Here is a 24,365-nt window from a genome sequence, read left to right on the forward strand (position 1 = left end):
GCTGCCAGTTGTACATGTGCTGGCGGTCCTTCGGCAAGTCGTCCACCGTGGCCGGCATGAAGCCGCGCTTCTTGAACCAGTGCGAGGTGCGCGTAGTCAGCACGAACAGCTTGCTCAGCCCTGCGGCGCGCGCGCGGTTTTCCATATGCTTGAGAATCCGTTCGCCGTCGCCCTGGGCCTGCGCGTCCGAGCTTACCGTCAGGCAGGCCATCTCGCCCATCTTCTCTTCGGGGAAAGGGTACAGCGCGGCGCAGCCGAAGATCACGCCGTCGTGGTCGATCACCGAGAACTGGTCGATCTCGCGTTCGATCAGCTCGCGGCCGCGATACACCAGGGTGCCGTCGGCTTCCAGTGGTTCGATGAGCTTGATAATTCCGCCGACGTCCTCAATTGTGGCCTGACGCAGGCTTTCCAGGTTCTCGTGGGTGATCATGGTGCCCACGCCGTCGTGGGTGAACACTTCGAGCAGGGCCGAACCGTCCATGTCGAACGGGATGATGTGGGCGCGGTCGATGCCGGCGTTGCAGGCGCGGATCGCATGCTGCAGGTAGAACGCGGCGGCGTCGGGCAGGAAGCCGGCCTGCAGCACGGCTTCGGCCTGGTGCGACGACAGTTCGCGCATCTCGGCGCCGGCGGCGTCCTGCAGCATCGGCGATTCGGTCAGGAAGATCAGCTTGTCGGCGCGCAGCGCGATCGCGGCCGAGGCGGCGACGTCTTCCAGCGTCAGATTGAAGATCTCGCCGGTCGGCGAGAAGCCCAGCGGCGACAGCAGCACCAGGTTGTCTTCGGTCTTCAGGATCGGGTGGATCTTCTCGGCCGCGATCTTGCGCGTGACGCCGGTCAGTTCGAAGTCGACGCCGTCGATCACGCCCAGCGGGCGCGCGACCACGAAGTTGCCCGAGACGATGCTGATCTGGGCGTTCGACATCGGCGTGTTGGGCAGGCCCTGGCTGAAGGCGGCCTCGATGTCGAGGCGCAGTTCGCCGGCGGCTTCCTTGGCGCATTCGAGCGCTGCGGTGTCGGTGATGCGGATACCGTTATGGAAGCGGCCTTCGACATTACGCAATGCCAGCTGTTCGGCCACCTGCGGCCGCGAACCGTGCACCAGCACGATGCGGATGCCGAGGCCGACCAGCAGGGAAAGGTCGTGCGCCAGCACCGGCAGGGCGCCGGCCGCAACCAGTTCGCCGGGAAAAGCGACCACGAAAGTCTTGCCGCCGAAGGCGTGAATATACGGCGCGACCGAGCGCAGCCACTGGACGAATTGGGTAGGATTTTCCATTTGCCGCATTATAATTCGCTGCGCGTCGTGCGCACCAAATTCCCTTGTAAAAATCAATGTCTGAACAGAGTAACAAGCCTTCGCCGCAACCGGCGCGCGCAGCAAGCAACGATAACGCTTCGACTTCGGTGGAAACCCGCGCGCCAATGACGCAGACGCCGAACGGCGAACTGCAGACCAAACCGGAACGCCGCGACGGCGGGCCGCGTCGCGCCAATGCGCGTGCGGAAGGTGCGGCCCGCGAAGGCCAGCGTCCGCAAGGTCCACGGCCGGAGGGTCAGGCACGTCCACAGGGACAGCGTGAAGGCCAGCGCCCGCGCCAGGAACGCGCGCCGCGCGAAGAAACTCCCGTCGTGCGTAACCCGCTACCGCCGATTACGTTCCCGGAAGACCTGCCGGTATCCGGCCGCCGCGCCGAGATCGCGAAGGCGATTAGCGAAAATCAGGTCGTCATCGTCTCGGGCGAAACCGGTTCCGGCAAGACCACCCAGCTGCCGAAGATCTGCCTGGAACTGGGCCGTGGATCGAAAGGCCTGATCGGCCACACCCAGCCGCGCCGTATCGCCGCGTCGTCGACCGCCAAGCGCATCGCGCAGGAACTCGGCTCGCCCTTGGGCGAGCACGTCGGCTTCAAGGTGCGTTTCAACGACACGCTGCAAAAGGGCGCCTCGGTCAAGCTGATGACCGACGGTATCCTGCTGGCCGAAACCCAGACCGATCCGCTGCTGCGCAACTACGACACGATCATCATCGACGAGGCGCACGAACGCAGCCTGAACATCGACTTCCTGCTCGGCTACCTGAAGGGCCTGCTGCCGCGCCGTCCCGACCTGAAGGTGATCATCACCTCGGCGACGATCGACGCCGAGCGCTTTGCGCGCCATTTCGCGGCCAACGACAAGCCGGCGCCGGTGATCGAGGTCTCGGGCCGCCTGTACAAGGTCGAGGTGCGTTATCGTCCGATCGACCGCGATCCGGTTCCCGGTGCGGCGCCGTCCGATCCGACCAAGCCGCTGCCGAAAGCCCAGGCCGCGCGCGAGAAGCGCGACCTGATGGACGGCGTGGTCGACGCGGTCGACGAGGTGTGCCGCATCGGTTCGGGCGACGTGCTGGTGTTCCTGCCGGGCGAGCGCGAGATCCGCGACTGCGCCGAAGCGCTGCGCAAGCACCATCCGCCGCACGTCGACATCCTGCCGCTGTTCGCGCGGCTGTCGGTCGAGGAGCAGGACCGGGTGTTCCGCCCCAGCGGCAACGCGCGCCGCATCGTGCTGGCCACCAACGTGGCCGAGACTTCGCTGACCGTGCCGGGCATCCGCTACGTGGTCGATACCGGACTGGCGCGTGTAAAACGCTACAGTTTCAGGAACAAGGTCGAGCAGCTGCAGGTCGAGCCGATCGCGCAGTCGGCCGCCAACCAGCGCGCCGGCCGCTGCGGCCGCGTGGCCGACGGCGTCTGCATCCGCCTGTTCGAGGAAGACGATTTCCTCAAGCGTCCGAAATTCACCGAGCCCGAGATCCTGCGCTCGTCGCTGGCGGCCGTCATCCTGCGCATGAAGTCGCTGCGCCTGCTGGATGTCGAGACCTTCCCCTTCATCGAGGCGCCGCAGGGCCGCGCCATCGCCGACGGCTACCAGCTGCTGCAGGAAGTCGGCGCGGTCGACGACACCAATGAACTGACGCCGCTGGGCCGCAAGCTGGCCAAGCTGCCGCTCGACCCGCGCGTGGGCCGCATGATTCTGGCCGCGCTCGACAACCACTGCCTGAGCGAGATGCTGATCGTGGCCTCGGCGCTGTCGACGCAGGATCCGCGCGACCGCCCGATCGAATACCAGCAGCAGGCCGACGAGAAGCACAAGAAGTTCGCCGACGAGAAGTCCGAGTTCCTCAGCTACCTCAAGATTTGGAACTGGTTCGAGGACGCGATCGAGCACAAGAAAACCAACCGCCAGCTTGCGGACAACTGCCGCGCCAACTTCCTGTCGCAGCTGCGCCTGCGCGAGTGGCGCGACGTGCATTCGCAGCTGCTGACGATCGTACGCGAGCAGGGTTGGCGCCTGAACGAATCGCCGGCCACGTACGAGCAGCTGCACCTGGCGCTTCTCACTGGCCTGTTGGGCAATATCGGCTTCAAGGCCGAGGACGAGCAGGGCGGCGTGTACCTGGGCGCGCGCGGCATCAAGTTCCACATCTGGCCCGGTTCGACGTTGGGCAAAAAGGCCGGCCGCTGGATCATGGCGGCGGAGCTGGTCGAGACCACGCGCCTGTACGCACGCACCGTCGCCCAGATCCAGCCCGAGTGGCTCGAGAAGGTCGGGGCGCACCTGTTGAAAAAATCGTGGGGCGAGCCGCGCTGGGAAAAGAAGCAGGCGCAGGTCACGGCGCTGGAGCGCGCGACGCTGTACGGCATCGTGGTGTATGGCGGCCGGCGCATCAACTACGGCCAGCGCAACCCGCGCGAGGCACGCGAGATCTTTATCCGCGACGCGCTGGTGGCGGGCGACTACGAGACCCGCCTGCCGTTCTACATCCACAACCACAAGCTGGTGAAGGACATCGAGAACCTCGAGCACAAGTCGCGCCGCCAGGACGTGCTGGTGGACGACCAGCTGATCGCCGCGTTCTACGACAAGGAGATCCCGCTCGACATCGTGAATGGCGCCGGCTTCGAGAAGTGGTACAAGGACCTCGCGCGCGACAATCCGAAGCTCTTGTACCTGAACCGCGAAGAACTGATGCGGCACGAAGCGGCCGGCGTCACCACCGAGCTGTTCCCGAAGACGATGATCGTCACCGGCATCGAGATGGGCTTGACGTACCACTTCGAGCCGGGCAGCCCGCGCGACGGCGTCACGCTGGCGGTGCCGCTGTTCGCGCTGAACCAGATTCCGCAAGAGCGTGCGGGCTGGCTGGTGCCGGGCATGCTGAAGGAGAAGGTGCACCTGCTGCTGAAATCCCTGCCGCAGAAGTTGCGCCGCCATTGCGTGCCGCTGCCGGACTACGCGGCGAAATTTGTCGAGCGCATCGATGCCGCCGGGTCCTTCGGCCGCGGCGACCTGGTGGACGTGCTGATCGCGGACATCCGCGCCCAGACCGGCATCGCCGTGCTCACGGGCGACTTCAAGCTCGAGACGCTGCCGGTGCACCTGACGATGAACTTCAAGGTCATCGACGAGCATGGCCGTCAGCTCGACATGGGCCGCAACCTGGCCACGCTGCAGGGCGAACTGGGCGGGCAGGCGCGCCAGAGTTTCCAGAAGATGGCGGAAGCGACGCCGACCGCGGCGGCGGGGCGTGCGCAGGCAGCCAAGCCGATGGCTGTAGCTGCCGCGCCTGCCCCTGCCGCTAGCGGCAAAGGCAAGGGCGCAGTGCCGGTCGCCGCGCCTGCGCCGGCCGCGCAGGGCGCCCACACGGGCCTCACCAGCTGGACCTTCGGCGAGCTGCCGGAACTGCTCGAGATCACGCAAGGCAAGCTGACGCTGATCGGTTTCCCGGCGCTGGTCGACAAGGGCACGCACTGCGACCTGGAAGTGTTCGACGACCCGAACGTGGCGGCGCGCACCCACCGCATCGGCCTGCGCCGCCTGTTCGCGCTGCAGTTCAAGGAGCAGCTCAAGTTCGCCGAGAAGAACATCCCTGGCCTGCAGGGCATGGGCATGCAGTTCATGAACATCGGCTCGCAGGAAGACCTGCGCGACCAGATCGTGGCCAAAGCGATCGACATCGCCTGCCTGCAGGATCCGCTGCCGGTCGACGCGGCCTCGTTCAACAAGCGCAAGGACGAGGGCAAGGGCCGCATCGGCCTGTTGATCAATGAGGTCGCGCGCCTGGCGGGCCAGATCCTGGGCGAGTTCCATGGCTTGCCCAAGCGGGTGCAGGCGTTGCCGGCGCCGGTGGCGGCGGACATCCAGTCGCAGCTGCAGGGCCTGATCCACAAGCGCTTCATCGCGGACAATGAGTACAGCCAGCTGGCGCACTTCCCGCGCTACATCAAGGGCATCAACGTGCGCCTGGAGAAGCTGCGTGGCAATCCGTCGCGCGACGCGCAGCTGATGGCGGAGTGGCAGAACGCTGCCGCCCAGTTCCAGCGCACGCTCAAGAACGGGGCCGGCAAGAACAACGATCCGCGCATGATCGAGTTCCGCTGGATGCTGGAAGAGCTGCGCGTGTCGCTGTTCGCGCAAGAGCTGCGCACGCCGATGCCGGTGTCGGCCAAGCGTTTGCAGAAGGTGTGGGAGTCGATGCTGCGGTAATGCGTAGGGTTGGCGGCAAAGCCGCCAACCCTACGTGATCGTGGATGTTCAACCAATATTACTACCCCGGATCTTGCTGATATCCGAGTCGTCGCCCAGATTGCCCGGGCGCGGATCGACGCTGCCGCCCGCACCGCTCGAACCCAGGCCGCTGCCGGCGCCGCCGCCCGTGGACCCCATCGCGCCGCCCGCATAGGTCGCGCTGCCGGTGCCGCTACCGCCCACCATGCCGCCCATCGGCACGCCCGGCCCCATGGTCGGGGCGCTGGAACGGTTGACGTCGGTGCCGTAGAAGCTGTGGATGCCGCTGGCCCAGCTCATGTCGCTCATGTCGGGCCAGGAATCCTTGTCGAAGCCGGGCGCGCCTTTCAGGCGGTCCTTGTCGACGTTCAGCACGAAGCGCTTGTTCACCGTGTCCAGGTGCAGCGCCTGCCATGGCACGGCGAACAGTTTCTCGCCCATGCCGAGGAAGCCGCCGAAGGCCAGCACGGCATACGCCACCTGGCCGGTCTGCATGTCGAGCATGATTTCCTTGATGTCGCCCAGGTCTTCCTCGGCCGCGTTCACGACGCCGTCGCCGATCAGGGTGTCGGCGCCCATCAGCGCCGGGCCCGGGCCCGCGCTGCTGCTGCCGCGGTAGATGCCGTATTTGTCACGATCTGCGTAGCCCATGTCGTCCTCCATGTGGTTGAGAGTGGGTGATGCTGCGCTGTTGGCGCGCGCTGCTACGAACCGGTGTCGGGATTCGTCGTGGTGCTGCTGCCCGATCGTCGGGGATAGGACGCGGCGCCACCACATCAATGATAGGACTCATTCGGATCGGAGTGCGCGCGCTAGCTTGAGAGAAATGACTAAGCGAGTTAGCGCACAGAACCGTACGGCAACTCTGATTACATTGCTAATAATGTTCGGAGGAGTGTGGAAATGACTGTTACGTCGCGTTGCAACTATGGCGGCCCGCTGGGCAAACTGATCCCGACCCGCTCGGTCTCGTCGCTGCTGGCGCGCCTGCTGCGCCGCTGACAGTCCGCCCGGCGCTGCCGGGCAGACCGATCGTACGATTACGGCTGACCGCCGCCGCCAGCCGCGCCATACACGTGGCCGGTGGTGAAGCTCGCTTCATCCGACGCCAGCAGCACGTAGATGCCCGCCAGCTCGGCCGGCTGGCCCGGGCGCTTCATCGGCGTATCTTCCCCGAACTTTTCCCGACCTTCCGGCGAATTGCCGCCCGCTAGCTGCAGCGGCGTCCACACCGGACCCGGCGCCACCGCGTTCACGCGGATGCCCTTGGCCGCCATCTGCTTGGCCAGCGACTTGGTGAACGCCACCTCGAAGGCCTTGGTGCCGGAATAATCCAGCAGTTGTTCCGGCGGATCGTAGGCCGTCTGCGACGCCGTGTTGATGATGGCGCTGCCGGCCGCCATGTGCGGGATCGCCGCCTTGGTGATCCAGAACACCGCATACACATTGGTCTTGATGGTCCAGTCGAACTGCTCGCTGGTGATGTCCAGGATCGAGGCATTGTTCTGCTGGCGCGCGGCGTTGTTGACCAGGATGTCGAGGCCGCCCAGTTCGCGTACCGCCGTTTCCACCAGCTTCTTGCAGAAGGCTTCGTCGCGGATGTCGCCCGGAATCGCCACCGCCTTGCGGCCGGCGGCGCGGATCAGCTGGATGACTTCGCGCGCGTCCGGTTCCTCGGCCGGCAGGTAGCCGATCGCCACGTCCGCGCCTTCGCGCGCATAGGCGATGGCGGCGGCGCGGCCGATGCCCGAGTCGCCACCGGTGATCAGGGCCTTGCGCCCGGCGAGGCGGCCGCTGCCGCGGTAGGTGGTTTCGCCATGGTCAGGGCGCGGCGTCATCTTGCTGGCCAGGGCCGGCCACGACTGGTCCTGTTTCGGGAACGGCGGACGCGGATAGCGCTTGGCGGCTTCGCGCGCGGCGCCGGCGGCCGGCTGGCTGCCAGCCGCGCCGGCCTGTTGGGCCAGGGCCGGAACGGCGGCGGCCGAAGCGGCGACCCCGGCGGCGACGGTGCTGACGAAACGGCGGCGCGACGGCGTCACGCCTTCTTCTGGCTTCTTGTCTTGCGAATCCATGCTTGCTCCTTGATGGTGATGAACGGCCTCAACTGGTGGCCACGTCGGTGCCGAAGATGTTAGTCGTTATCGAAAAGGCATGGCATACGGTAGCTGGGCAGCAAGATCGCAACAGTCTTGAGTTCAGCGCTGACGCTACATTGATGATCTAGGGTAACATTCCGACTTTGCCGATTTTGCGTGATTTGTCCATGCTGCCGTTTCGATCGCTGTTCAGGCTGTTCCTGTTGACCTTGATGCTGGCGCTGCTGGCACCGGCGCGCGCCGCCGAGCCCGCTGCTGGTGGTGCTGCTGCTGCGCCGGCGGCGCTCGCCGCCCCATCCGCACTGGCCACGCGCGCCGACTTCTCGGTCGCCACGCGCAAGGTGTTCGTGTTCCGCGCCGCCCTGGCCGGCCATTCGCCGCAGGAACGCCTGGAAGCGGCGCAGCGCCGCCTGGACAAGGCGCTGGCGAAGAACGGCCCGCAGCGCGTCACGCTGCAGGGCATCGCCGAAGGCACGCAGGTGCTGCTGGACGGTGCGCCGCTGTTCCTGGTGACGCCGGGCGACATCAACGCGCTGGCCGGGGACACCCCGCACGACGTGGCGCAGGACAGCGCCGAGCGCCTGCAGCGCGCGCTGGCCGCGCGGCGCGAAGCGAGCGACCCGCGCGTGCTGCTGGAAGCGGCCGCGCTGTGCATCGGCGCCACGCTGGTATATGCCTTCGTGCTGCGCGGCCTGATCGCGCTGCGGCGCGCCGCCAAGCTGCGCTTCGAACGCCTGCTCGGCCGGCGCCTGGCGCAGGTGAGCTTCCGCAATGTGCGCCTGCTCGACGCCCAGGTCTATGTGCGCTTCCTGAGCCAGGTGACGATGGCGGTGGTGTGGGCGCTGCGCCTCTTGGCCACCTACATCTGGATCACCTTCCTGCTGCGCGAATTCGCCTACACGCGCAGCTGGGGCGAGTGGCTCAAGGGCTATCTGCTGGAGATGGCGGCTGGCATCGGCCAGTCGGTGGCGGCCGCGATTCCGGGGCTGCTGGTGGTCCTGGTGATCGTGGCGCTGGCGCGCATCGTGATGCTGACCGCGGCCTCGGTGTTCAAGCGCGTCGAAAGCGGAGAACTGCAGGTGGGCTGGCTGGACCAGGACACGGCGGCGCCGACGCGGCGCCTGGTCAACCTGGTGATCGGTCTGTTCGCATTGGCGATGTCATACCCGTATCTGCCGGGATCGCACACGGCGGCGTTCCAGGGCGTGACGGTGCTGGCCGGCCTGATGGTGTCGATCGGCGCGTCGAGCATCGTGGCGCAAGGCGCGGCTGGCCTGATCCTGATGTACACCCGCTCGCTGCGCAAGGGAGAATACGTGAAGGTGGGCGATTCCGAAGGCACGGTGATCGAGCTGGGCATGTTCGAGACGCGCCTGCGCACCGGCATGGGCGAGGAGGTCCTGATGCCGAACGCCTGGGTGCTCGGCAACACCACGCGCAACTATTCGCGCGCCCATCCCGGCGACGGCTTCATGGTCCAGACCAGCGTCACCTTCGGCTACGACACGCCGTGGCGCCAGGTGCACGCGCTGCTGGAGCAGGCGGCCCTGGCTACCCCGGGCGTAACGCCGGAGCCGCGTCCGTTCGTGGTGCAGACCGCGCTGTCGGATTTCTATGTCGAGTACCGGCTGACGGCGTACGCCGAGGCCCAGGAGCCGCGCGCGCGGGCAGAGGTGCGCACCGGCCTGCACCAGCAGATCGTCGACGTGTTCGGCGCGCATGGCGTGAGCCTGACGGCGCCGCATTTCATGCATGTGGCGACGCGGGCGGGGTGGACGGCGCCGCCTGCGGGCACCGGCAAGGAATAAAAAAAACGGCTGGCACGCGCCAGCCGTTTTTCATGGATTGAGCTGAGAATCAGTCGACGGTCGCGCCGCTGTCCTTCACCACCTTCGACCACTTCTGGCTTTCGGCGGCGACGAACTTGGCGAAGTTTTCCGGCGAGTCGCCCACGTAGTCGGTGCCGGTGTCGGTCAGCACGCGCTGGAAGTCCGGCTGCTTCATGACCTTCTGCGATTCGGCGTTGATCTTGTCGACGATCGCTTTCGGGGTCTTGGCCGGCACGAACAGACCGTACCAGGCGTACGATTCGATCGCCGGCAGGCCGGCTTCGGCGAAGGTCGGCACGTCCGGCAACAGCGGCGAGCGCTTGTTGCCCGAGACGGCGATCGGCTTCACCTTGCCGCTCTTAATGTGCGGCATGATGGCGATGGTGCTGTCGAACATCATCGGGATGTGGCCGCCCAGTAGGTCCGAAATCGCCGGCGCCGAGCCCTTGTACGGCACGTGCACCATGTCCAGCTTGGTCACGCTGCGGAACAGTTCACCGGTCAGGTGCTGCGGGGTGCCGTTGCCCGACGAAGCGTACGAGAACTGGCCCTTCTTCGACTGGATGAAGGCCATCAGTTCCTTCAGGTTCTTGGCAGGCACCGAAGGGTGGGCCACCAGCACCAGCGGTGCGCGCAGCAGGTTGGTGACCGGGATCAGGTCCTTGGCCGGATCGAACGGCATCTTCTTGTACAGGCTCGGGTTGATCACGATCGGCGCGCTCGAGGTGATCAGCATGGTCATGCCGTCCGGCTTGGCGCGGGTCACGGCCGCGGTACCGATGTTGCCGCCGCCGCCGCCGCGGTTATCGATCACGAACGACTGTTTCAGGTTGGTGGTCAGGCCTTTGGCCAGCGGGCGCGCCGCGATGTCCGACGGGCCGCCGGCCGGCCATGGCACGACCACGGTCACGTTATTGTCGGGCCAGTTCTGGGCGAAGGCGCTGGCCGAGAGGACGGTCGCTGCGAAAGCGAAGACGAGGGATTTTCCTTTGGACGGGAAGACTCGCATGGTTGTGTCACCTATATAGTTAATGTAATTCGATAACCTGCTGCAAGGATTCTACACGAATGCTCATGCGGATTGCGTACGTAGTAGTACGTTCGACACGGGATCAGCCGGCTGTCTTCTTCGGCGGACCGAATTCCATCGACCACACCACGGCGGCGATTTTCCAGCCGCTTTCGGTGCGTACCATCTGCCAGCTCTCCTTGCCCCAGTTCTGCTTTTCGCCGCCTTCGATGAAGTTGTAGTCGAACCAGACCTGGGCCACTTCGCCGTCGCTGTCAATGCGCACGTTTTCGAAGGTTTCCTCCATCCGCGCGCTGTTCCTGGCGATGCCTTCGATGAACTTGCGCGGGTTGCTGCTGAAGTATTTCGGCGGGCGCGGCAGTTTGGGGTCTTTGCGGTTGGCGTAGATGTGTTCCAGGCTGGCGTCGGTGGTCACGCCGGACCAGGTGATGTTCTCGTGCAGGAACAGCGTCATGAAGCTGTCCTTGTCCTTGTTGATGATCGACGTGCGGAAGGTCTCGACGATGGCTTCGATCTGCTGGCGGTCGGCGGCCGGCGTTTGCGCCAGTGCGTGCTGCGGGACGGCGAGCAGACAAGGGTGAGGCAGGCTGCGGCGAATATCGTTTTCATCGTTTCTCCGGAAGTGGGACCGATGAGTATAAGCAGCGCATTGGCTTCGGAATCTCACGGAATGTCACGCCGGAGCGATTAGCGCTTTGCCGGCTCCCACTGTACCTCTGGCGTCCAGCCGGTGGCGAGCAGCGTGGCTTGCAGTACGCTGGCAGCGTTGTCGCGCGCGCTGGCCAGTATCGCCGGCTGACTGCAGGCCGCCTGCACCGATTGCTGGGCAGTTGCCAGCGCCTTGTCGACGGCGGCGGTGCGGGTCCTGGCATCAGGGATGATGGTCTGCAGGCCGTGTTCGGTGACGGCGTAGAAGTACGAGCCGCCCTTGTCGCGCGGCTCGTGGTTGATGCGCGGCTGCAGCGGCGCCGGCTGCGGCAGCACGATGCTCAAGGTGCGCGCGGCGTTGTCGATGTTCTCGTAGCGCGCCTGGCGCAGGTCGGTGGCGATGCTGCAGTCGCCGCGCGCGATCAGGAGCACGCGGGTCGAGCCGAGCGGCACTTCGCGGTTGGTCCACGGGATGTCGACCGCGTTGGGCTGGGTGAATTCGATCACGTCCGAGTAGTTCATCTTGAGCGAAACCAGGTGGCCCATTTTTTCGAGCGAAACCAGCGGCGGCGGTGCGGGCGGCGGCGGGACGGGGCGCTGGACGAAAGCGTAGATGATGATGCCGGCGATCAGGGCGACCAGCAGGACGGGCAGGCGGAACGGTTGTTTCATGGGAGGGCCTTGGTACAGGGTAGGGTGGCGTTCAACGTAACAGTTTCAACCCTGGCGGCAACGCGTCGCCCAGCAGTCGCGTTTCGACCGCCTGGTCCAGCTCCACTACCTCGCGCACCATCGCGGTCCATGCCGGCGGCGCGCCGCTGGCGGCCAGGCGCCGCAGTACCTCAAGGCGTACCGCTTCGCCGATGTCGCGCGAACGGTCGCCGGTCATGCGCGCGATGTGGGCGGCGGCAAAGCCGGCCGGCTCGATCTTGCGCCAGTCGAGCTGCATCAGCGTCTGCAGCCAGCCTTCGGCTACGTCGGGCGGCGCCACTTCGTGCGCGCTCGACTGGAACGACTGGCGTGCGCCGACCCGGCCCAGCGCCCACAGATAGCGTCCGTAACGCGCCATGGCGCGGGCATCGGGCTTGCCGGCGGCGCCGATTTCCGAGATCCGCCCCAGCAGCCAGTCACCGATCTCGGCCTTGTAGGCCGAAGGGATGCGCTCGAGCGAGGCGCCCACGCGCAGCATGTCTTCTTCGCTGCCGTCGACCAGCGTAACAGGGCGCCGGCCGCGTTCCGATTCGTCGGCCTGTAGATTGAAAGCGAAATCGTCGAGCACGCGCAACTGTGCCTCGGTGGACAGGCCGCCGGCCACGCGCCGCCACAGCGTCCACCATTCGGCGCGCACCTGGCTGTCCTTGTGCTGCTGCACGCCGCCCTCGAACATCGCCCACAGCTGTTCGATGCGCCATTCGTCGAGCGGGTGGCCGAAGCCGGGACGCAGGCTGTAGCCGGCCAGGTTGAGCCAGGCGCGTTCGTGTTCGGCCGAGCGGCGCCGGCCCTTGGCGCGTGCCAGCAGGGCGTCGAACAGGCGCCGCAGCAGCGGGGTGGTCCAGCGCTCGCGCGATCCGAGCAGGTGTTCGAGGCTGGCGCGCAGCTGTTTCACTTCCTTCGCGTCGACCTGTTTCGAACGGGTGCCGAACACGCGCTCGATCTTTTCAATCGCCTCCTCGAAACGCGGCGGCAGCGCTTCGTCTTCGGCAGCCGCTTCATCAAGATCGTCCTGGCCGCGCAGCTGGAACGCCAGCTGCCAGCGCTGGCCGCCGTCCTCGGCGACGCAGTGCACGTCGAGCGAGCCGACTTCGCTCAGCATCGCCACCAGCTGCACCGGGATCTCTGCCGGTGTCTCGCCCTTGCCCGCACCGCGCGCCGCGCGCAGCACGGTGGCGATGGTCGGCAGGCGCACCACGTCGGCCGGGTCGAGTTCGACCAGGTCGCCGGGCTGCGGCGCGGCGCCCGCATCGGCGACCGTCGACACCAGGTGGAAGCGCACCGGCCGCCCGACGCGCAGCGCGAAGCTGCGTCCGGCCAGCGCTACTTCGTGCGCCGCCGGCGTGCCGCGCGGGAGCAGGCAGACGGTGGACAGCTTGTCGCCGCGGCCGTCGTCCAGCAGCAGGTAGTAGCTGCGCGCGGCGCCGCTGGCGATGCTGGGTGCCAGTCCCTGGCGCGCCAATGCGTAGGCGACGCCGCCGCGGGCCACGGCGACATCGGGATTTTCGTTGTGCAGCACGCGCAGCGGCGCGCCGCGCCAGCCGGCGAGGGTGTCAGTCAAGCGCCGCGCCAGCGCCGCGCCGCGGAACACGCCGCCGTTGAGCAGCAGGGTGTCGGGCACCGGGATCGCATCGTCGCCGGTGATGCTGAGCGCCTCGCGCGCCGCCGCCGCGTGCTGGCGCAGGAAGCCGGCCAGGTGGCGCGTGACGGCGGCATCGCTCGCATACGGCAGGCCGAATTCGACGATGCCGGCGCGCGCGCGGCGCGCTTCCTCGCGTTCGGGATTCAATGGGAAGAAGCCGTCCAGCACGATGCGTTCGATGTCGCCGCGGTGCAGCTCGGCCTTGCGGCTGGCGCCGATCAGGCGGCTGCCGGCGCCGAGCAGGGTGACGCCGACGCTGTCCGGGCCATCGTCGGCCAGCAGCTGTTCTTTCGCCGCGCGGCAGCGTTCGGTGAGCTGGGCCAGGCGTGCGGCCGACAGGCGCGTACGTGCTGCGCCCGCGCCATCCTGCTCGGCCATGCGCGCCTCGATCAAATGGGCCAGCGCCAGGTCCATATTGTCGCCGCCCAGGATCAGGTGGTTGCCGACGCCGATGCGGGTGAGCACCGGTTCGCCGTCGGCGACATCGACCTTGACCAGGCTGAAGTCGGTGGTGCCGCCGCCGACGTCGGCCACCAGCACCAGGCGCGCATCGCGCAATGCTTCCTGCAGACTGGCGCGATGGCGATACAGCCAGTCGTACAGCGCGGCCTGCGGTTCTTCCAGCAGGCGCACGTCCGGCAGGCCGGCCAGCCTGGCCGCTTCGAGTGTGAGTGCGCGCGCGCCTTCGTCGAACGAGGCGGGCACCGTCAGCACGATCTGCTGGCGTTCGAGTGGTTGTTTGGGGAAGCGCCGGTTCCACGCGGCGCGCAGGTGCGCCAGGTAGCTGGCGCTGGCCGCCACCGGCGACACCCTGGCCACATCGGCGTCGCTGCCCCATGGCAGGATCGGCGCCATGCGGTCGACGCCACCATGCGACAACCAGCTCTTGGCGCTGGCCACCAGGCGGCCCGGGGTGCCGGCGCCGAGCAGGCGCGCCAGGCGGCCGATGGCGACACGTTCGACGCCGGCGGCATCGGGTTCATTCCAGGGTAGTTGCAAGGCGCCGGACGGGAGTTCGTCCGCGCCGGGGTGGTAGCGCATCGACGGCAGCAGTGGGGACAATCCCACTTCGCCGGGCGCCACCAGCTGGTCGATCGAAAACAGCTCGATCGCGCCCGGACCGTTGCGGCCGGGCGCGGCATAGGCCAGCACCGTGTTGGTGGTGCCGAGGTCGATGCCGACTAACGTAGTCACTGAGCGATCACTGCGCGTCGGAAGCACTACGAACGTCGAACTCGACTTTCCAGCGCTGGCCGTCACGCGCCACCGCCGCCAGTTCCAGCGTACCGGCGTCGGTCGCCAGCGCATGCAGTTTGACCTGCACCACGTCGCCCGCGACACGGCCTTCGGCCGGCAGCGTGGCCTGGATCTCGTTCATTTCCTGCAGCTCGTCCGGGCCCCAGAACTCGAGCACTTCGCCGATGCGGTCCTGGCGGCGCACCGTCGAACCGAAGAAGCGGAAGGTGACCGGCTCGCCCACCACCAGGCCGAATTCCTGGCCCGGCAGTTCGAGTTCGCTGCCTTCTTCCATGCCGAACGGCGCCACGCACAGCGCTTCCAGCGGCGGCTCCATGCCGGGGATTGCCGGCATCGACGACTCCACGCCGACATAGTACGAACGCGCCGTGCCGCCGCGAATGCGCACGCCGCCGCCACGACGGGCGTAGCTGAAGTAGGCCGCGCCGCGCGCCACCGCCAGATCGAGGTCGGCGCCTTCCAGCATGCGCGCCGGTTCCGCGCCTTCCATGTACAGCCAGTCGTTGATGGTGTCCATCACGCGCTGGGCCAGGATGCTTGATTTGAACACGCCGCCGTTGAACAGCACCGCGCTCGGATGCAGGAAGCTATGTTCCGCGTTCACGCGGCCCTGGAAGCCTTCGAGTTCGGCGGTGGCGCCGGCCTGGCGCGCCAGGAAGGCGGCCAGGTGGCGCGTGATCGCGGCGTCCTGCGCGTACGGCAGACCGAGCTGGGTCAGGCCGGCACGGGCGCGCACGGCCGGACGGGCACTCGCTTCGACGCGTGGGAAGAACCCGTCGGTGATGAAGGCGGTGACTTCCTCGCGCGTGAGTTCGGTGCGGATCGAACCGCCGATCAGCTTCGAGCCGCGGCTCGGCACCACGATCGGGTGCGTGGTCGCGTTCGGGTTGGCCAGCAGTTCTTCCTTGGCACTGCGGCAGCCGTAGGTGAGGGCGCGCATCTGCCAGGCATCCAGCTGGGTACCGTTCGCGGACAGCTTGCGCGCCACGAAGTGGGCCAGCGCCAGGTCCATATTGTCGCCGCCCAGCAGGATGTGGTCGCCCACCGCGATGCGGTGCGGTTCCAGCTTGCCGTCGCGTTCCAGGATGGCGATCAGCGAGAAGTCGCTGGTGCCGCCGCCGACGTCGACCACCAGGATGATGTCGCCCGGCTGCACCTGCTTGCGCCAGCGGCCGTTGCTGCCCTGGATCCAGCTGTACAGGGCCGCTTGCGGCTCTTCCAGCAGGGTCGGGGCAAAGCCGGCCTGGCGCGCCGCTTCCGCGGTCAGTTCGCGTGCGCCCGGATCGAACGAGGCCGGGATGGTGACGGTGACCGATTGCTGGTCGAACGGCGCTTCTGGATGCGCGGCATTCCAGGCCTGGCGCAGGTGCTCCAGGTAGCGGGTCGATGCGGCCAGCGGAGACACGCGCGTGACTTCTTCCGGCGCGTCCTGCGGCAGGATCGCGCCGCGGCGGTCGACGCCAGGGTGGCACAGCCAGCTCTTGGCCGACGACACCAGGCGGATCGGGGTGGTGGCGCCGCGGCTGCGCGCCATTTCGCCCGCGATCGCGGTTTCTGCGGTTGCTTGTTCGGCGCTCCAGGGCAGGGCGCGTTCGCCGGCCGGCAGTTCGTCCGGGTGCGGCAGGTACAGGAACGACGGCAGCAGCGGCAGCGCTTCGACGGTGCCGGGCGCGGTCAGCTGCGGGATCGGCAGCACCGATTCGACGGCCTTTTCGCCGTCGCTGGCCTGCAGGTCGACGTATGACAGGGCGCTGTGGGTGGTGCCGAGGTCGATGCCGATGGCATAACGTGTGATATGCGGGTCGCTCACAGCTCCACCTCCGCCGGGGCCAGTACGCGCGCGTCGTGGCTTTCGGCCAGCTGCGGCAGCGTGACCTTCGAAGCGCGCCAGCCGCGGTGCGACAGGGTGCCGGTGAACGGCGCCTTGCCGACCACGTTGCCGGTCAGGCGCACGCTGGCGGCGTCGAAGCCTTCGGCCAGGGTGACGCGGCTGCCTTCGTTTTCGCTACGTACCGGTTCGATGGTGAAGTGCTCGCGCAGCACGCGGGCGCAGCCTTCATGCACCACGCGCGCGGCGGCGCCGATGTCGGCGTCGGAATAGGCGGACAGGTTTTCTTGCGTGAAGTCGATCAGGCGTGCTTCGCGCTGGAACAGGCTCAGCAGTTGCAGGGCCGAATCCGGGGTCGGGGCGCGCAGCGGGGCCGGTGCTGGAGCCGGTGCAGGGGCTGGAGCTGGCTTTGAGACTGGTGCCGGTGCCGGCGTTGGCACAGGAGCAGCGGTCGGGCCGATGCCATCATCGCGCACGCGCGCGGCGAACTCGGCGTCGCCGAGCGATTTGAACAGGGCGCCGAAGGCGATCGAAAGACGGCTGAAGAAGCCGGGCAGATTGTTTGGTGTGGTCATTTTTTGTTTTGATCAGTGCGGATTGGCGGGCGTTTGTGTCGGACAAACGGCGCTTCGGACTTTCGGAAAATGGCGCATGATACCAGTTAGGGCAGGGTTGGCGCGCTGACAAGCAATGGTTGCGCGGCGCCGCTTTCAGTCGACGGTACGGGCGCCGCCCAGCAAGGCCGCCGCGTAATCGGTGAAATCGTCGAGGCCGCGCTTGACGATGGTCACCAGCGCGGGCAGCGGCGCGGCCTGGTAATCCCATTCGGCGCGGCAGAATTCGCCGGTGCGTTTCAGGTCTTCGGCCAGCGTCGGCGCGATCCAGCCGTGCTCGGCCAGCAGGGTGATGACTTCGCGCTCGTCCTGCGGCAGGCCCAGGCGCGCGCTGCCGATTACGTAGTCGCCCATCTCGATCGCCGCTTCCCAGGCGCGGATCACGTTCAGCGTGGCGGCGTCCTGGCGCGTGACTTCGTCGGGAAAGGTGGCCGGGTCCTTGTCGAATTCCTCGCGCGCACGGGCGCAGCAGCGTTCGATGGTGGCGGCCTTGCTGACCAGGATGTCGTCTTCCATACATGCTCCTTGTGCGTTGGCGCGGTTCTCAAGCGCGCGCAGACCATCTGGTGCCAAAGCGCCAATAAACAAGCGTTGCGATCGTCCCGGCCCGGCTTCGGCTCAGCAGGTAGGTTTAATTTTGATCAATACCAATCACCCAACTGGTATAGCCAAAATGAATAGACCTTGCCAAACCCGACCTCAAAGAGTACTGTATGTTTATACAGTATTAGTTTGCCAACCTGCCATGAATTGTTCATCCATTCTTGCCGCGCCGGAGGCTTTGCACCCATCGTTGTGGCGCGCGTCGCAACTGGCGCATGCCGACACGCGCTGCATCGACACCGGCCATGCGGCGTTGTCCAGCCAGCTGCCCGGTGGTGGCTGGCCCAGCGGCACCATGGTCGACCTGCTCCTGCCGCAGCCCGGCATCGGCGAAATGCGCCTGCTGCGTCCCGCGCTGACGGCCTGCGCCGAACGCCGCATCGTGCTGCTGCAGCCGCCCCATCCGCCGCAAGCCCTGGCGCTGGCCGCGCTCGGCCTCGACCCGGCCCAGTTGCTGTGGCTGCGCAGCAAGCGCAGCGCCGACGCGCTGTGGGCGGCCGAGCAGGTGCTGCGTAGCGGCAGTTGCGGGGCCTTGCTGTTCTGGGCCAATCACGTGCGTGCCGACAGCCTGCGCCGCCTGCATCTGGCGGCGCAAGGTGGCGACACGCTGTTTTTCATGCTCCGCCCGCTGGCCGCCGCGCAGGACGCATCTCCCGCGCCTTTGCGTCTTGCACTGCGGCCGGCGGCCGGCGGCATGACGGTCGATTTCGTCAAACGCCGGGGGCCGCTGCGCGAAGAGCCGCTGTTCCTTCCCCTTACACCTTCACTGCTGCAACGCCATGCGCCTCTGGATCGGCCTGTACCTGCCCCAGCTACCGCTCGAGGTCTTCAGCCCGCGCTGGCGCACTGAAGCCGCACCTGGTTCCGGCGCCGCTGCCTGCGGGGATGCGGGCAGCGTCGTGCTGGAACAGGAACGGGTGATGGCGATGTCGCCGCCGGCGCGCGCCGCCGGCGTCCAGCCCGGCATGCGCCGCGGCGGCGTGCTGATGCTGATGCCCGACGCGCGCATTGTCGAACGCAGCCACGAGCGCGAAGCCGAGGCCCTGAATGCGGCGGCCATGGCGATGCTGCAGTACACGCCGCAGGTGGCGCTGGCCGAAGAAGCGACCCTGCTGCTCGACATCGGCGCCAGCCTGCGCCTGTTCGGCGGCATCCGCCGCCTGTGCGCGCGCATCCGCGCCAACATGGAAGCGCTCGGCTTCACGGCCTGCATCAGCTGCGCGCCCACCGCGCGTGGCGCCTGGCTGCTGGCGCGCCGCAACGCCGGCCGCGCCCTGCGCATGGCGTCGCTGGAGCGCCGCCTCGACCGCCTGCCGGTGGCGCTGCTGCCGCCGGCGCGTCCCTTTGCCGCCTGGTTCGAAGGACTCGGGTGCCGCCGGCTCGATGCGCTACGCCGCCTGCCGCGTCCCGGCCTGCAGCGGCGCTGCGGCCGCGCACTGCTCGACGTGCTCGACGCCGCCTATGGCCACACCCACGAAATGTTCAAGTGGGTCGCGCCGCCGGAGCGTTTCCATGCCCGGCTCGAACTGTTCGACCGCATCGAACAGGCCGACCTGCTGCTCAGCGCCGCCCACCACCTGGTGCTGCAGATGACCGGCTGGCTGTGCGCGCGCCAGCTGGCGGTCGAGCGCATCCTGCTGCTGCTCGAACACGAGCGAGGCAGGGTGGCGCGTCCGCCGACGCCGGTCGAACTGGCGCTGGCCGAACCCACCTGGCGCGACGAGCACCTGGTGCGGCTGCTGCGCGAGCGCCTGGCCAAGCTCGAACTCGACGCGCCGGTGATCGGCCTCGGCCTGCAGGCACAGCAACTGCAGGCGATGGCGCCGCCCACCGATTCGCTGTTCCCCGATCCAGGCGGCAGCGAGGAAGACCGCATGCGCATGATCGAGCTGCTGGTGGCGCGCCTGGGAGAAGATAACGTCCTGCAGTTCTTGCCGTATGCCGATTACCGGCCCGAGGTGGCCAATGCCTGGGTGCCGGTGCAGCAGAAAATCACCCCGTCCGTCCGTGCGGCGCAGATGCCGCCCGATGTGCAGAGTCTGCCACGGCCGAGCTGGCTGCTGGCCAAGCCGATCGCGCTGCTGATGCGCGACCACCGGCCGTTCTATGGATCGCCGTTGCGGGTGGCGTCGAATCCCGAACGCATCGAAGCAGGATGGTGGAGCCAGACGCAGACGCGCGATTATTTCATCGCCGAAGGCAAGGACCATATGCTGTACTGGGTGTATCGCGAGCGGATCAATGGTTCGGGCGAGGATGCGACGCCGCGCTGGTTCTTGCATGGTTTGTTTGGATAAAGGCCGGTAAAGCGTATTGATGCGCCGCGCGCGATTTCTCGTGCTGTGCGATGTGAAGCAGGTGGTCAGCAGACTGGAACGGCTGATCCTGTGATCGACCGGTGGCGCAATGCTATATTGATCCTCCAAGGCTATGCGGCCACTAAATCACATCACATACAAGGAGACTGAAGGATGTTCAATCACATCATGGTCGGCACCAACGACATCGAGCGCTCGGAACGTTTTTACAATGCCGTGCTCGGAATGCTCGGCGCGGGCGCACCGATCCGCAATCAGGCGCCATCGGGCCACACCCGCCTGTTCTATCGTCATGAAGGCAACAGCTTCTGCGTGAGCGAGCCGATCAACGGTGAAGAAGCGACCGCCGCCAACGGCGCCACCATCGGCTTCAAATGCAGCTCGCCCGAGCAGGTGCACCAGTTCCATGACGTCGCCGTCGCGCATGGCGGCGCTTCCATCGAAGAACCGCCGGGTCTTCGCGAAAGCAATATGGGCGCGCTGCACCTGGCGTACGTGCGCGACCCGGACGGCAACAAGCTGTGCGCGATCTATCGCGCCAAATAAGGCGCGGCGCCCGATGCAGTCCATGAAAGCATGGGTCCTCGCCGCGGCAATGTTGCTGGGTTCTCAGGCGGCGTCCGCATTCGAACCGGCGCCATCCGTCGTGGCGGTGCGCTATGCGGTAACCGAACAATCGCCCGAGCGCGTGGAGCAGGCAGTCACCAATCCGCTCGAACGGACACTCCTCAAGCTGCCCCGCGTCACCGGCATCAGTTCGGCAACGAGTCATGGTTCGATCGTCCTCGAGATCCAGTTCGAAGGCGGCGCGCAACAACAGGATGCCGAGGCGGTAAGCCGGCATATCGAGAAGCTGGTGTTCGGCAGCGAGGTCGTGGTGACGTCCCGTACCGTATCTCTTGCGGCGCAGCGCATGGACTGATTGGACAGGAAACGAATGAAAGAAAGACATGCGCTGGAATGGAAGAAAAGTCGCGATGCCGGCCTGGCAAAGTGGATACTGAAACGCGGAGTAGTTGGATTCGGACTGCCAACGTGTTGCATGTACTTGCTGCTGGGGGGGCTGAACGGTCACTTCGGGCAGTCCCTCGCTACCATGGGCCCCACCTGCCTCGTCCTGGGAGGTCTGTTCGGCCTGGCGACATGGCATCTGCAGGAATGGCAGTACCGACGCTACGTAGCAAAACACGGAGCGCCATCATGATGGTTCCAGCGGCATGGGCTACGACCATTCAGTACATGCGCATTTCCACACAACATGACGTCAGTGCATGATCGGCCCTGCCACCGGGCCTATCTCAGGGATGCAATACGGCACTACGTGGCGCCGCCAAGCTGTCATGCGCGCCGACCGGCCGGCTTCGGCAACTTCGTCCCACGCCAGCGCCGCTCCAGCGCTCCCGATCCCGCCGACGCCAGCAATTTCCTGAACGTCGGACACGCCATGTGACTCGGCGCCGGGCATGCCGCCGCATGCCGCAAGCCCTTGCTCATCGCGCCCAGCCGCACGATCAGCGCATCGATCTGATCCGCTTTTGACGCCAGCAGCGTGCGGTCGATCGCCGGCTCGGCCCCGGGAACGAACAGGGCCTGGATCTCGTCCAGCGACAAGCCGGCCGCCTGTCCCAGCGCGATCAGCGCCAGGCGGTCGAGCACCTCGTCCGTAAAGCGCCGGCGCAAGCCCTGGCGCCCGACCGAGGCGATCAGGCCGCGTTTCTCGTAATAGCGCAGCGTCGATGCCGGCACGCCAGTCTGCTTCGCGACTTCCGCGATATCCATGCAATCTCCCTTGACTTGAAGTTGACTTCAACTTCTATAGTGGTCCGCATCGCCAGTCCCGTCAACCAGGAGGAAACCATGGGAACCAAGGAAATCGTGTTGATCGTTTTGATCGGCTGCGGCGCGACCGCGCTGCTCGATGCGTGGCTGATGCTGCTGCGGCGCCTGGGCGTGCCGACGCTCGACCTGGCGATGCTGGGGCGCTGGGCCGGCCACCTGCGGCGCGGCCGCCTGCGCCACGCGCCGATCGCCAAGGCGGCGCCGGTGCGCCACGAAACGGCGCTTGGCTGGCTCCTGCATTACGCGATCGGCATCGGTTTCGCCGCCATGCTGGTGGCGCTGGCCGGCATCGACTGGCTGCGCAGCCCGAAGCTGGCGCCGGCGCTGGCGTTCGGCCTGGCGACGGTAGCCGCGCCCCTGTTCGTGATGCAGCCCGCGATGGGCGCCGGCTTCGCCGCCTCAAAAACAGCGGCGCCGCTGCGCAACTGCCTGCGCAGCGTGGCCAGCCACATCGTGTTCGGCTTCGCACTGTACCTGTGCGCCCGCGTCATCGCCGGAGCAGTGCAATGAGCACCGCCACCCAGCCTCCAGGCGACGAGCAGGCAAAGACGCTGGCCATCGTCTACCACAGCGGCCATGGCCATACGGCCCACATCGCGCACCACGTGGCGGCCGGCGCCGAGAGCATGGCGCGCACCCGCGTCGCCGTTCTCGACGCCGTGCAGATGACGCGCGACCCTGCCGCGTTGCCCGGCTACGACGGCTACATCCTCGGCTCGCCGACCTACCTCGGCGGCGTCTCGGGTCCGTTCAAGCTGTTCATGGACGCCACCGGTCCGCTGTGGCGTGCACGCGCCCTGGAAGGCCGGCTGGCCGCCGGCTTCACCGTGTCGTCGCTGCCGGCCGGCGACAAGCAGTCCACGCTGCAGGCGATGTTCACGTTCTGCATGCAGCACGGGATGCTGTGGGTCGGCAATCCGTTCCTGCCCGAGCAGCACGCCGGCGTGCCGGAGACCGACGCGGCGAACCGTCTCGGTTCATGGACCGGCCTGATGGCCCAGGCAGGACACGGCATGGCGGCCGACGCGTTCCCGGCCGGCGACATCAAGACCGCCCGCATGTTCGGGCGCCACGTGGCCGAAACGCTGCACCGGCTGGCACGCAGTGCCCGGTGATGATTTCTGGCATCGATAACCCGCCGCGCCCATAAGCGCGCCATCGAACGGATCGAGCTGCCGCCTCATGCATAATCGTCCCAACACTGTCGACAAGGAGGATGCATGAAACGATCCACGACGCTGGCGGCTTGCGCCGGACTGGTATTTGCGGCGTCAGCCCACGCGCAGACGGCGCAGACGCTGGACACGCCCGGCTACAAGGTCACGATCACGCAGAACTGCGAAGAGGGCAATGTCACCTGCGATGACGTCAGCTATACCGGCACCAGCAAGAAGTCCGGCAAGGCGATCACGCTGCGCGGCAAGACCATGCACTCGACCTGCCGCGACGGCGTCACGCCGTGCGCCTTCCAGGGCTATGTGTTCCGCTCGGGCCGCGTCACCTACACCGTGCACGCCGATGGGCGGCTGGTGGTCACCGAGGGCAAGAAGACCCTGGTAAACCAGCGCGGGACGTGGGGTTGATGGGGCGTTAGCGCCGCAGTGGGATGGCGTCAATCCGGCGCCAGCAGCTGTTCCAGCCGGCGCGGATAGTGATTCAAAAAGTCGCGCGTCACCGCGAAGTGCTCGGTGTCCTCGTAGGCGATCTCGCTGATGCCGGTCGCGTCGAACGCCAGGATCTTCGCATTCGGATAGGCCAGCAGGATCGGCGAGTGGGTCACGATGATGAACTGCGAGCCTTGCTGCACCAGCTGATCGATCGCGCGCAGCGCCGCCAGCTGGCGATTGGGCGACAGCGCGGCCTCGGGTTCGTCCAGCAGGTACAGGCCGTTGGCCCTGAATTTATCGAGCAGGACGCTCATGAAGGCTTCGCCGTGCGAGCGCGCATGCAGCTCCTTGCCGCCGTACGAGGGAACCCTGATTTCCTTGTCCATGTAGGTCGCCACGTTGAAGAAGCTTTCCGCTCGCATGAAGTAACCGTACTGCGGACGCTTGAAGCTGCGCGACATGCGCAGGTGCCGCGCCAGCGCCGAGCGCTCGCCCAGCGTGTCGAGCAGCTGGATGCTCATCGGCCCGCCCTCGACGCCGAAGCCCAGCGCCAGCGCGATCGCTTCCAGCACGGTCGACTTGCCGCTGCCGTTCTCGCCGACGAAGAAAGTGACGTCGGCGTGAAAGTCGATCTGCTGCAAGTCGCGCACCGCGGGGACGTTGAACGGAAACTCGCCGAGGTCGACGTCGCTGCCGAACTCGGGCCAGATCCGCTGGAGGTAGGGCTTGGCTGCAAACTTGTTCATGGGTGCATACCGGTGACGATGGATGCCGCCAGTGTGACACAGGA

Annotated in this window: 21 protein-coding genes; 9 read left to right on the forward strand and 12 right to left on the reverse strand. The window is 66.9% G+C overall.

Annotation, left to right across the window (positions count from 1 at the left end; translation table 11 throughout):
* The coding region (gene argA, locus RTQ83_RS19340) for an amino-acid N-acetyltransferase (protein WP_312518080.1) at positions 1–1,282 on the reverse strand (1,282 nt) is incomplete at its 3' end.
* A 56-nt stretch (positions 1,283–1,338) separates the two neighbouring features.
* On the opposite strand from argA, the gene hrpA reads away from it, so the two are divergent.
* Entirely contained in the window at positions 1,339–5,532 is a 4,194-nt protein-coding gene (gene hrpA, locus RTQ83_RS19345; RefSeq protein ID WP_312518083.1) for an ATP-dependent RNA helicase HrpA, read from the forward strand.
* Positions 5,533–5,580: 48 nt separating this feature from the next.
* Here hrpA and RTQ83_RS19350 read toward each other — a convergent pair whose 3' ends face one another.
* Together RTQ83_RS19350 and RTQ83_RS19355 are read right to left on the reverse strand one after the other, a co-directional pair.
* Positions 5,581–6,204 (reverse strand): PRC-barrel domain-containing protein, encoded by a 624-nt coding sequence (locus RTQ83_RS19350; RefSeq protein ID WP_312518086.1) that lies wholly within the window; start codon positions 6,202–6,204, stop codon positions 5,581–5,583.
* Positions 6,205–6,593: 389 nt separating this feature from the next.
* Positions 6,594–7,625, reverse strand: coding sequence for an SDR family oxidoreductase (locus RTQ83_RS19355; protein ID WP_312518089.1), 1,032 nt, complete (start codon positions 7,623–7,625; stop codon positions 6,594–6,596).
* 191 nt (positions 7,626–7,816) lie between these two features.
* On the opposite strand from RTQ83_RS19355, the gene RTQ83_RS19360 reads away from it, so the two are divergent.
* Positions 7,817–9,457: a mechanosensitive ion channel family protein gene (locus tag RTQ83_RS19360; RefSeq protein WP_312518092.1), complete on the forward strand. Its 1,641-nt coding sequence runs from the start codon at positions 7,817–7,819 to the stop codon at positions 9,455–9,457.
* Positions 9,458–9,506: 49 nt separating this feature from the next.
* On the opposite strand, the gene RTQ83_RS19365 is transcribed toward RTQ83_RS19360, so the two are convergent.
* The 7 genes from RTQ83_RS19365 to hepT all read right to left on the reverse strand — a co-directional run bounded on the left by RTQ83_RS19365 (position 9,507) and on the right by hepT (position 17,724).
* Positions 9,507–10,487: a tripartite tricarboxylate transporter substrate binding protein gene (locus RTQ83_RS19365; protein ID WP_312518095.1), complete on the reverse strand. Its 981-nt coding sequence runs from the start codon at positions 10,485–10,487 to the stop codon at positions 9,507–9,509.
* A gap of 103 nt (positions 10,488–10,590) precedes the next feature.
* The gene (locus RTQ83_RS19370; RefSeq protein WP_312518098.1) at positions 10,591–11,175 is read right to left on the reverse strand and encodes a hypothetical protein; all 585 of its coding nucleotides are present in this window, start codon (positions 11,173–11,175) and stop codon (positions 10,591–10,593) included.
* A gap of 20 nt (positions 11,176–11,195) precedes the next feature.
* The gene (locus RTQ83_RS19375) at positions 11,196–11,828 is read right to left on the reverse strand and encodes a DUF4230 domain-containing protein (protein WP_312518101.1); all 633 of its coding nucleotides are present in this window, start codon (positions 11,826–11,828) and stop codon (positions 11,196–11,198) included.
* 31 nt (positions 11,829–11,859) lie between these two features.
* On the reverse strand, positions 11,860–14,703 hold the full coding sequence (locus tag RTQ83_RS19380; protein ID WP_312518104.1) for an Hsp70 family protein: 2,844 nt from the start codon (positions 14,701–14,703) through the stop codon (positions 11,860–11,862).
* Positions 14,704–14,710: 7 nt separating this feature from the next.
* A complete protein-coding gene (locus RTQ83_RS19385) occupies positions 14,711–16,576 on the reverse strand; it encodes an Hsp70 family protein (RefSeq protein WP_312518107.1) in 1,866 nt (621 codons plus the stop codon).
* Positions 16,573–17,169, reverse strand: coding sequence for a DUF2760 domain-containing protein (locus tag RTQ83_RS19390; protein WP_312518110.1), 597 nt, complete (start codon positions 17,167–17,169; stop codon positions 16,573–16,575). The genes RTQ83_RS19385 and RTQ83_RS19390 overlap by 4 nt, the downstream gene beginning before the upstream one ends.
* A 135-nt stretch (positions 17,170–17,304) precedes the next feature.
* Complete coding sequence (gene hepT, locus RTQ83_RS19395) at positions 17,305–17,724, reverse strand: type VII toxin-antitoxin system HepT family RNase toxin (protein WP_312518113.1); 420 nt, start codon at positions 17,722–17,724, stop codon at positions 17,305–17,307.
* Between the two features lie 229 nt (positions 17,725–17,953).
* On the opposite strand from hepT, the gene imuA reads away from it, so the two are divergent.
* The 4 genes from imuA to RTQ83_RS19415 all read left to right on the forward strand — a co-directional run bounded on the left by imuA (position 17,954) and on the right by RTQ83_RS19415 (position 21,051).
* Positions 17,954–18,661, forward strand: a complete 708-nt coding sequence (gene imuA / locus RTQ83_RS19400) for a translesion DNA synthesis-associated protein ImuA (RefSeq protein ID WP_312518115.1) — start codon at positions 17,954–17,956, stop codon at positions 18,659–18,661.
* Positions 18,591–20,108 (forward strand): DNA polymerase Y family protein, encoded by a 1,518-nt coding sequence (locus RTQ83_RS19405; RefSeq protein WP_312518117.1) that lies wholly within the window; start codon positions 18,591–18,593, stop codon positions 20,106–20,108. The genes imuA and RTQ83_RS19405 overlap by 71 nt, the downstream gene beginning before the upstream one ends.
* A 174-nt stretch (positions 20,109–20,282) precedes the next feature.
* The gene (locus RTQ83_RS19410; protein ID WP_312518119.1) at positions 20,283–20,675 is read left to right on the forward strand and encodes a VOC family protein; all 393 of its coding nucleotides are present in this window, start codon (positions 20,283–20,285) and stop codon (positions 20,673–20,675) included.
* A gap of 22 nt (positions 20,676–20,697) precedes the next feature.
* Entirely contained in the window at positions 20,698–21,051 is a 354-nt protein-coding gene (locus RTQ83_RS19415) for an efflux RND transporter permease subunit (RefSeq protein WP_312518121.1), read from the forward strand.
* Positions 21,052–21,467: 416 nt separating this feature from the next.
* Here RTQ83_RS19415 and RTQ83_RS19420 read toward each other — a convergent pair whose 3' ends face one another.
* Positions 21,468–21,908, reverse strand: a complete 441-nt coding sequence (locus tag RTQ83_RS19420) for a helix-turn-helix domain-containing protein (protein ID WP_312518124.1) — start codon at positions 21,906–21,908, stop codon at positions 21,468–21,470.
* A 78-nt stretch (positions 21,909–21,986) separates the two neighbouring features.
* On the opposite strand from RTQ83_RS19420, the gene RTQ83_RS19425 reads away from it, so the two are divergent.
* The 3 genes from RTQ83_RS19425 (at position 21,987) to RTQ83_RS19435 (ending at position 23,551) form a co-directional block, all read left to right on the forward strand.
* Complete coding sequence (locus tag RTQ83_RS19425; protein WP_312518127.1) at positions 21,987–22,478, forward strand: DUF2938 domain-containing protein; 492 nt, start codon at positions 21,987–21,989, stop codon at positions 22,476–22,478.
* Positions 22,475–23,083, forward strand: coding sequence for a flavodoxin family protein (locus tag RTQ83_RS19430; protein ID WP_312518130.1), 609 nt, complete (start codon positions 22,475–22,477; stop codon positions 23,081–23,083). The genes RTQ83_RS19425 and RTQ83_RS19430 overlap by 4 nt, the downstream gene beginning before the upstream one ends.
* 105 nt (positions 23,084–23,188) lie before the next feature.
* Positions 23,189–23,551, forward strand: coding sequence for a hypothetical protein (locus RTQ83_RS19435; protein ID WP_312518133.1), 363 nt, complete (start codon positions 23,189–23,191; stop codon positions 23,549–23,551).
* A 29-nt stretch (positions 23,552–23,580) separates the two neighbouring features.
* Here the strand turns inward: RTQ83_RS19435 and RTQ83_RS19440 are convergent, their stop codons facing one another.
* A complete protein-coding gene (locus RTQ83_RS19440; protein ID WP_312518135.1) occupies positions 23,581–24,321 on the reverse strand; it encodes an AAA family ATPase in 741 nt (246 codons plus the stop codon).
* Positions 24,322–24,365 lie beyond the last annotated feature (44 nt).

This window comes from Massilia sp. (genome assembly GCF_031995545.1).
In the GTDB taxonomy this organism is placed as follows: Bacteria; Pseudomonadota; Gammaproteobacteria; order Burkholderiales; family Burkholderiaceae_D; genus Telluria.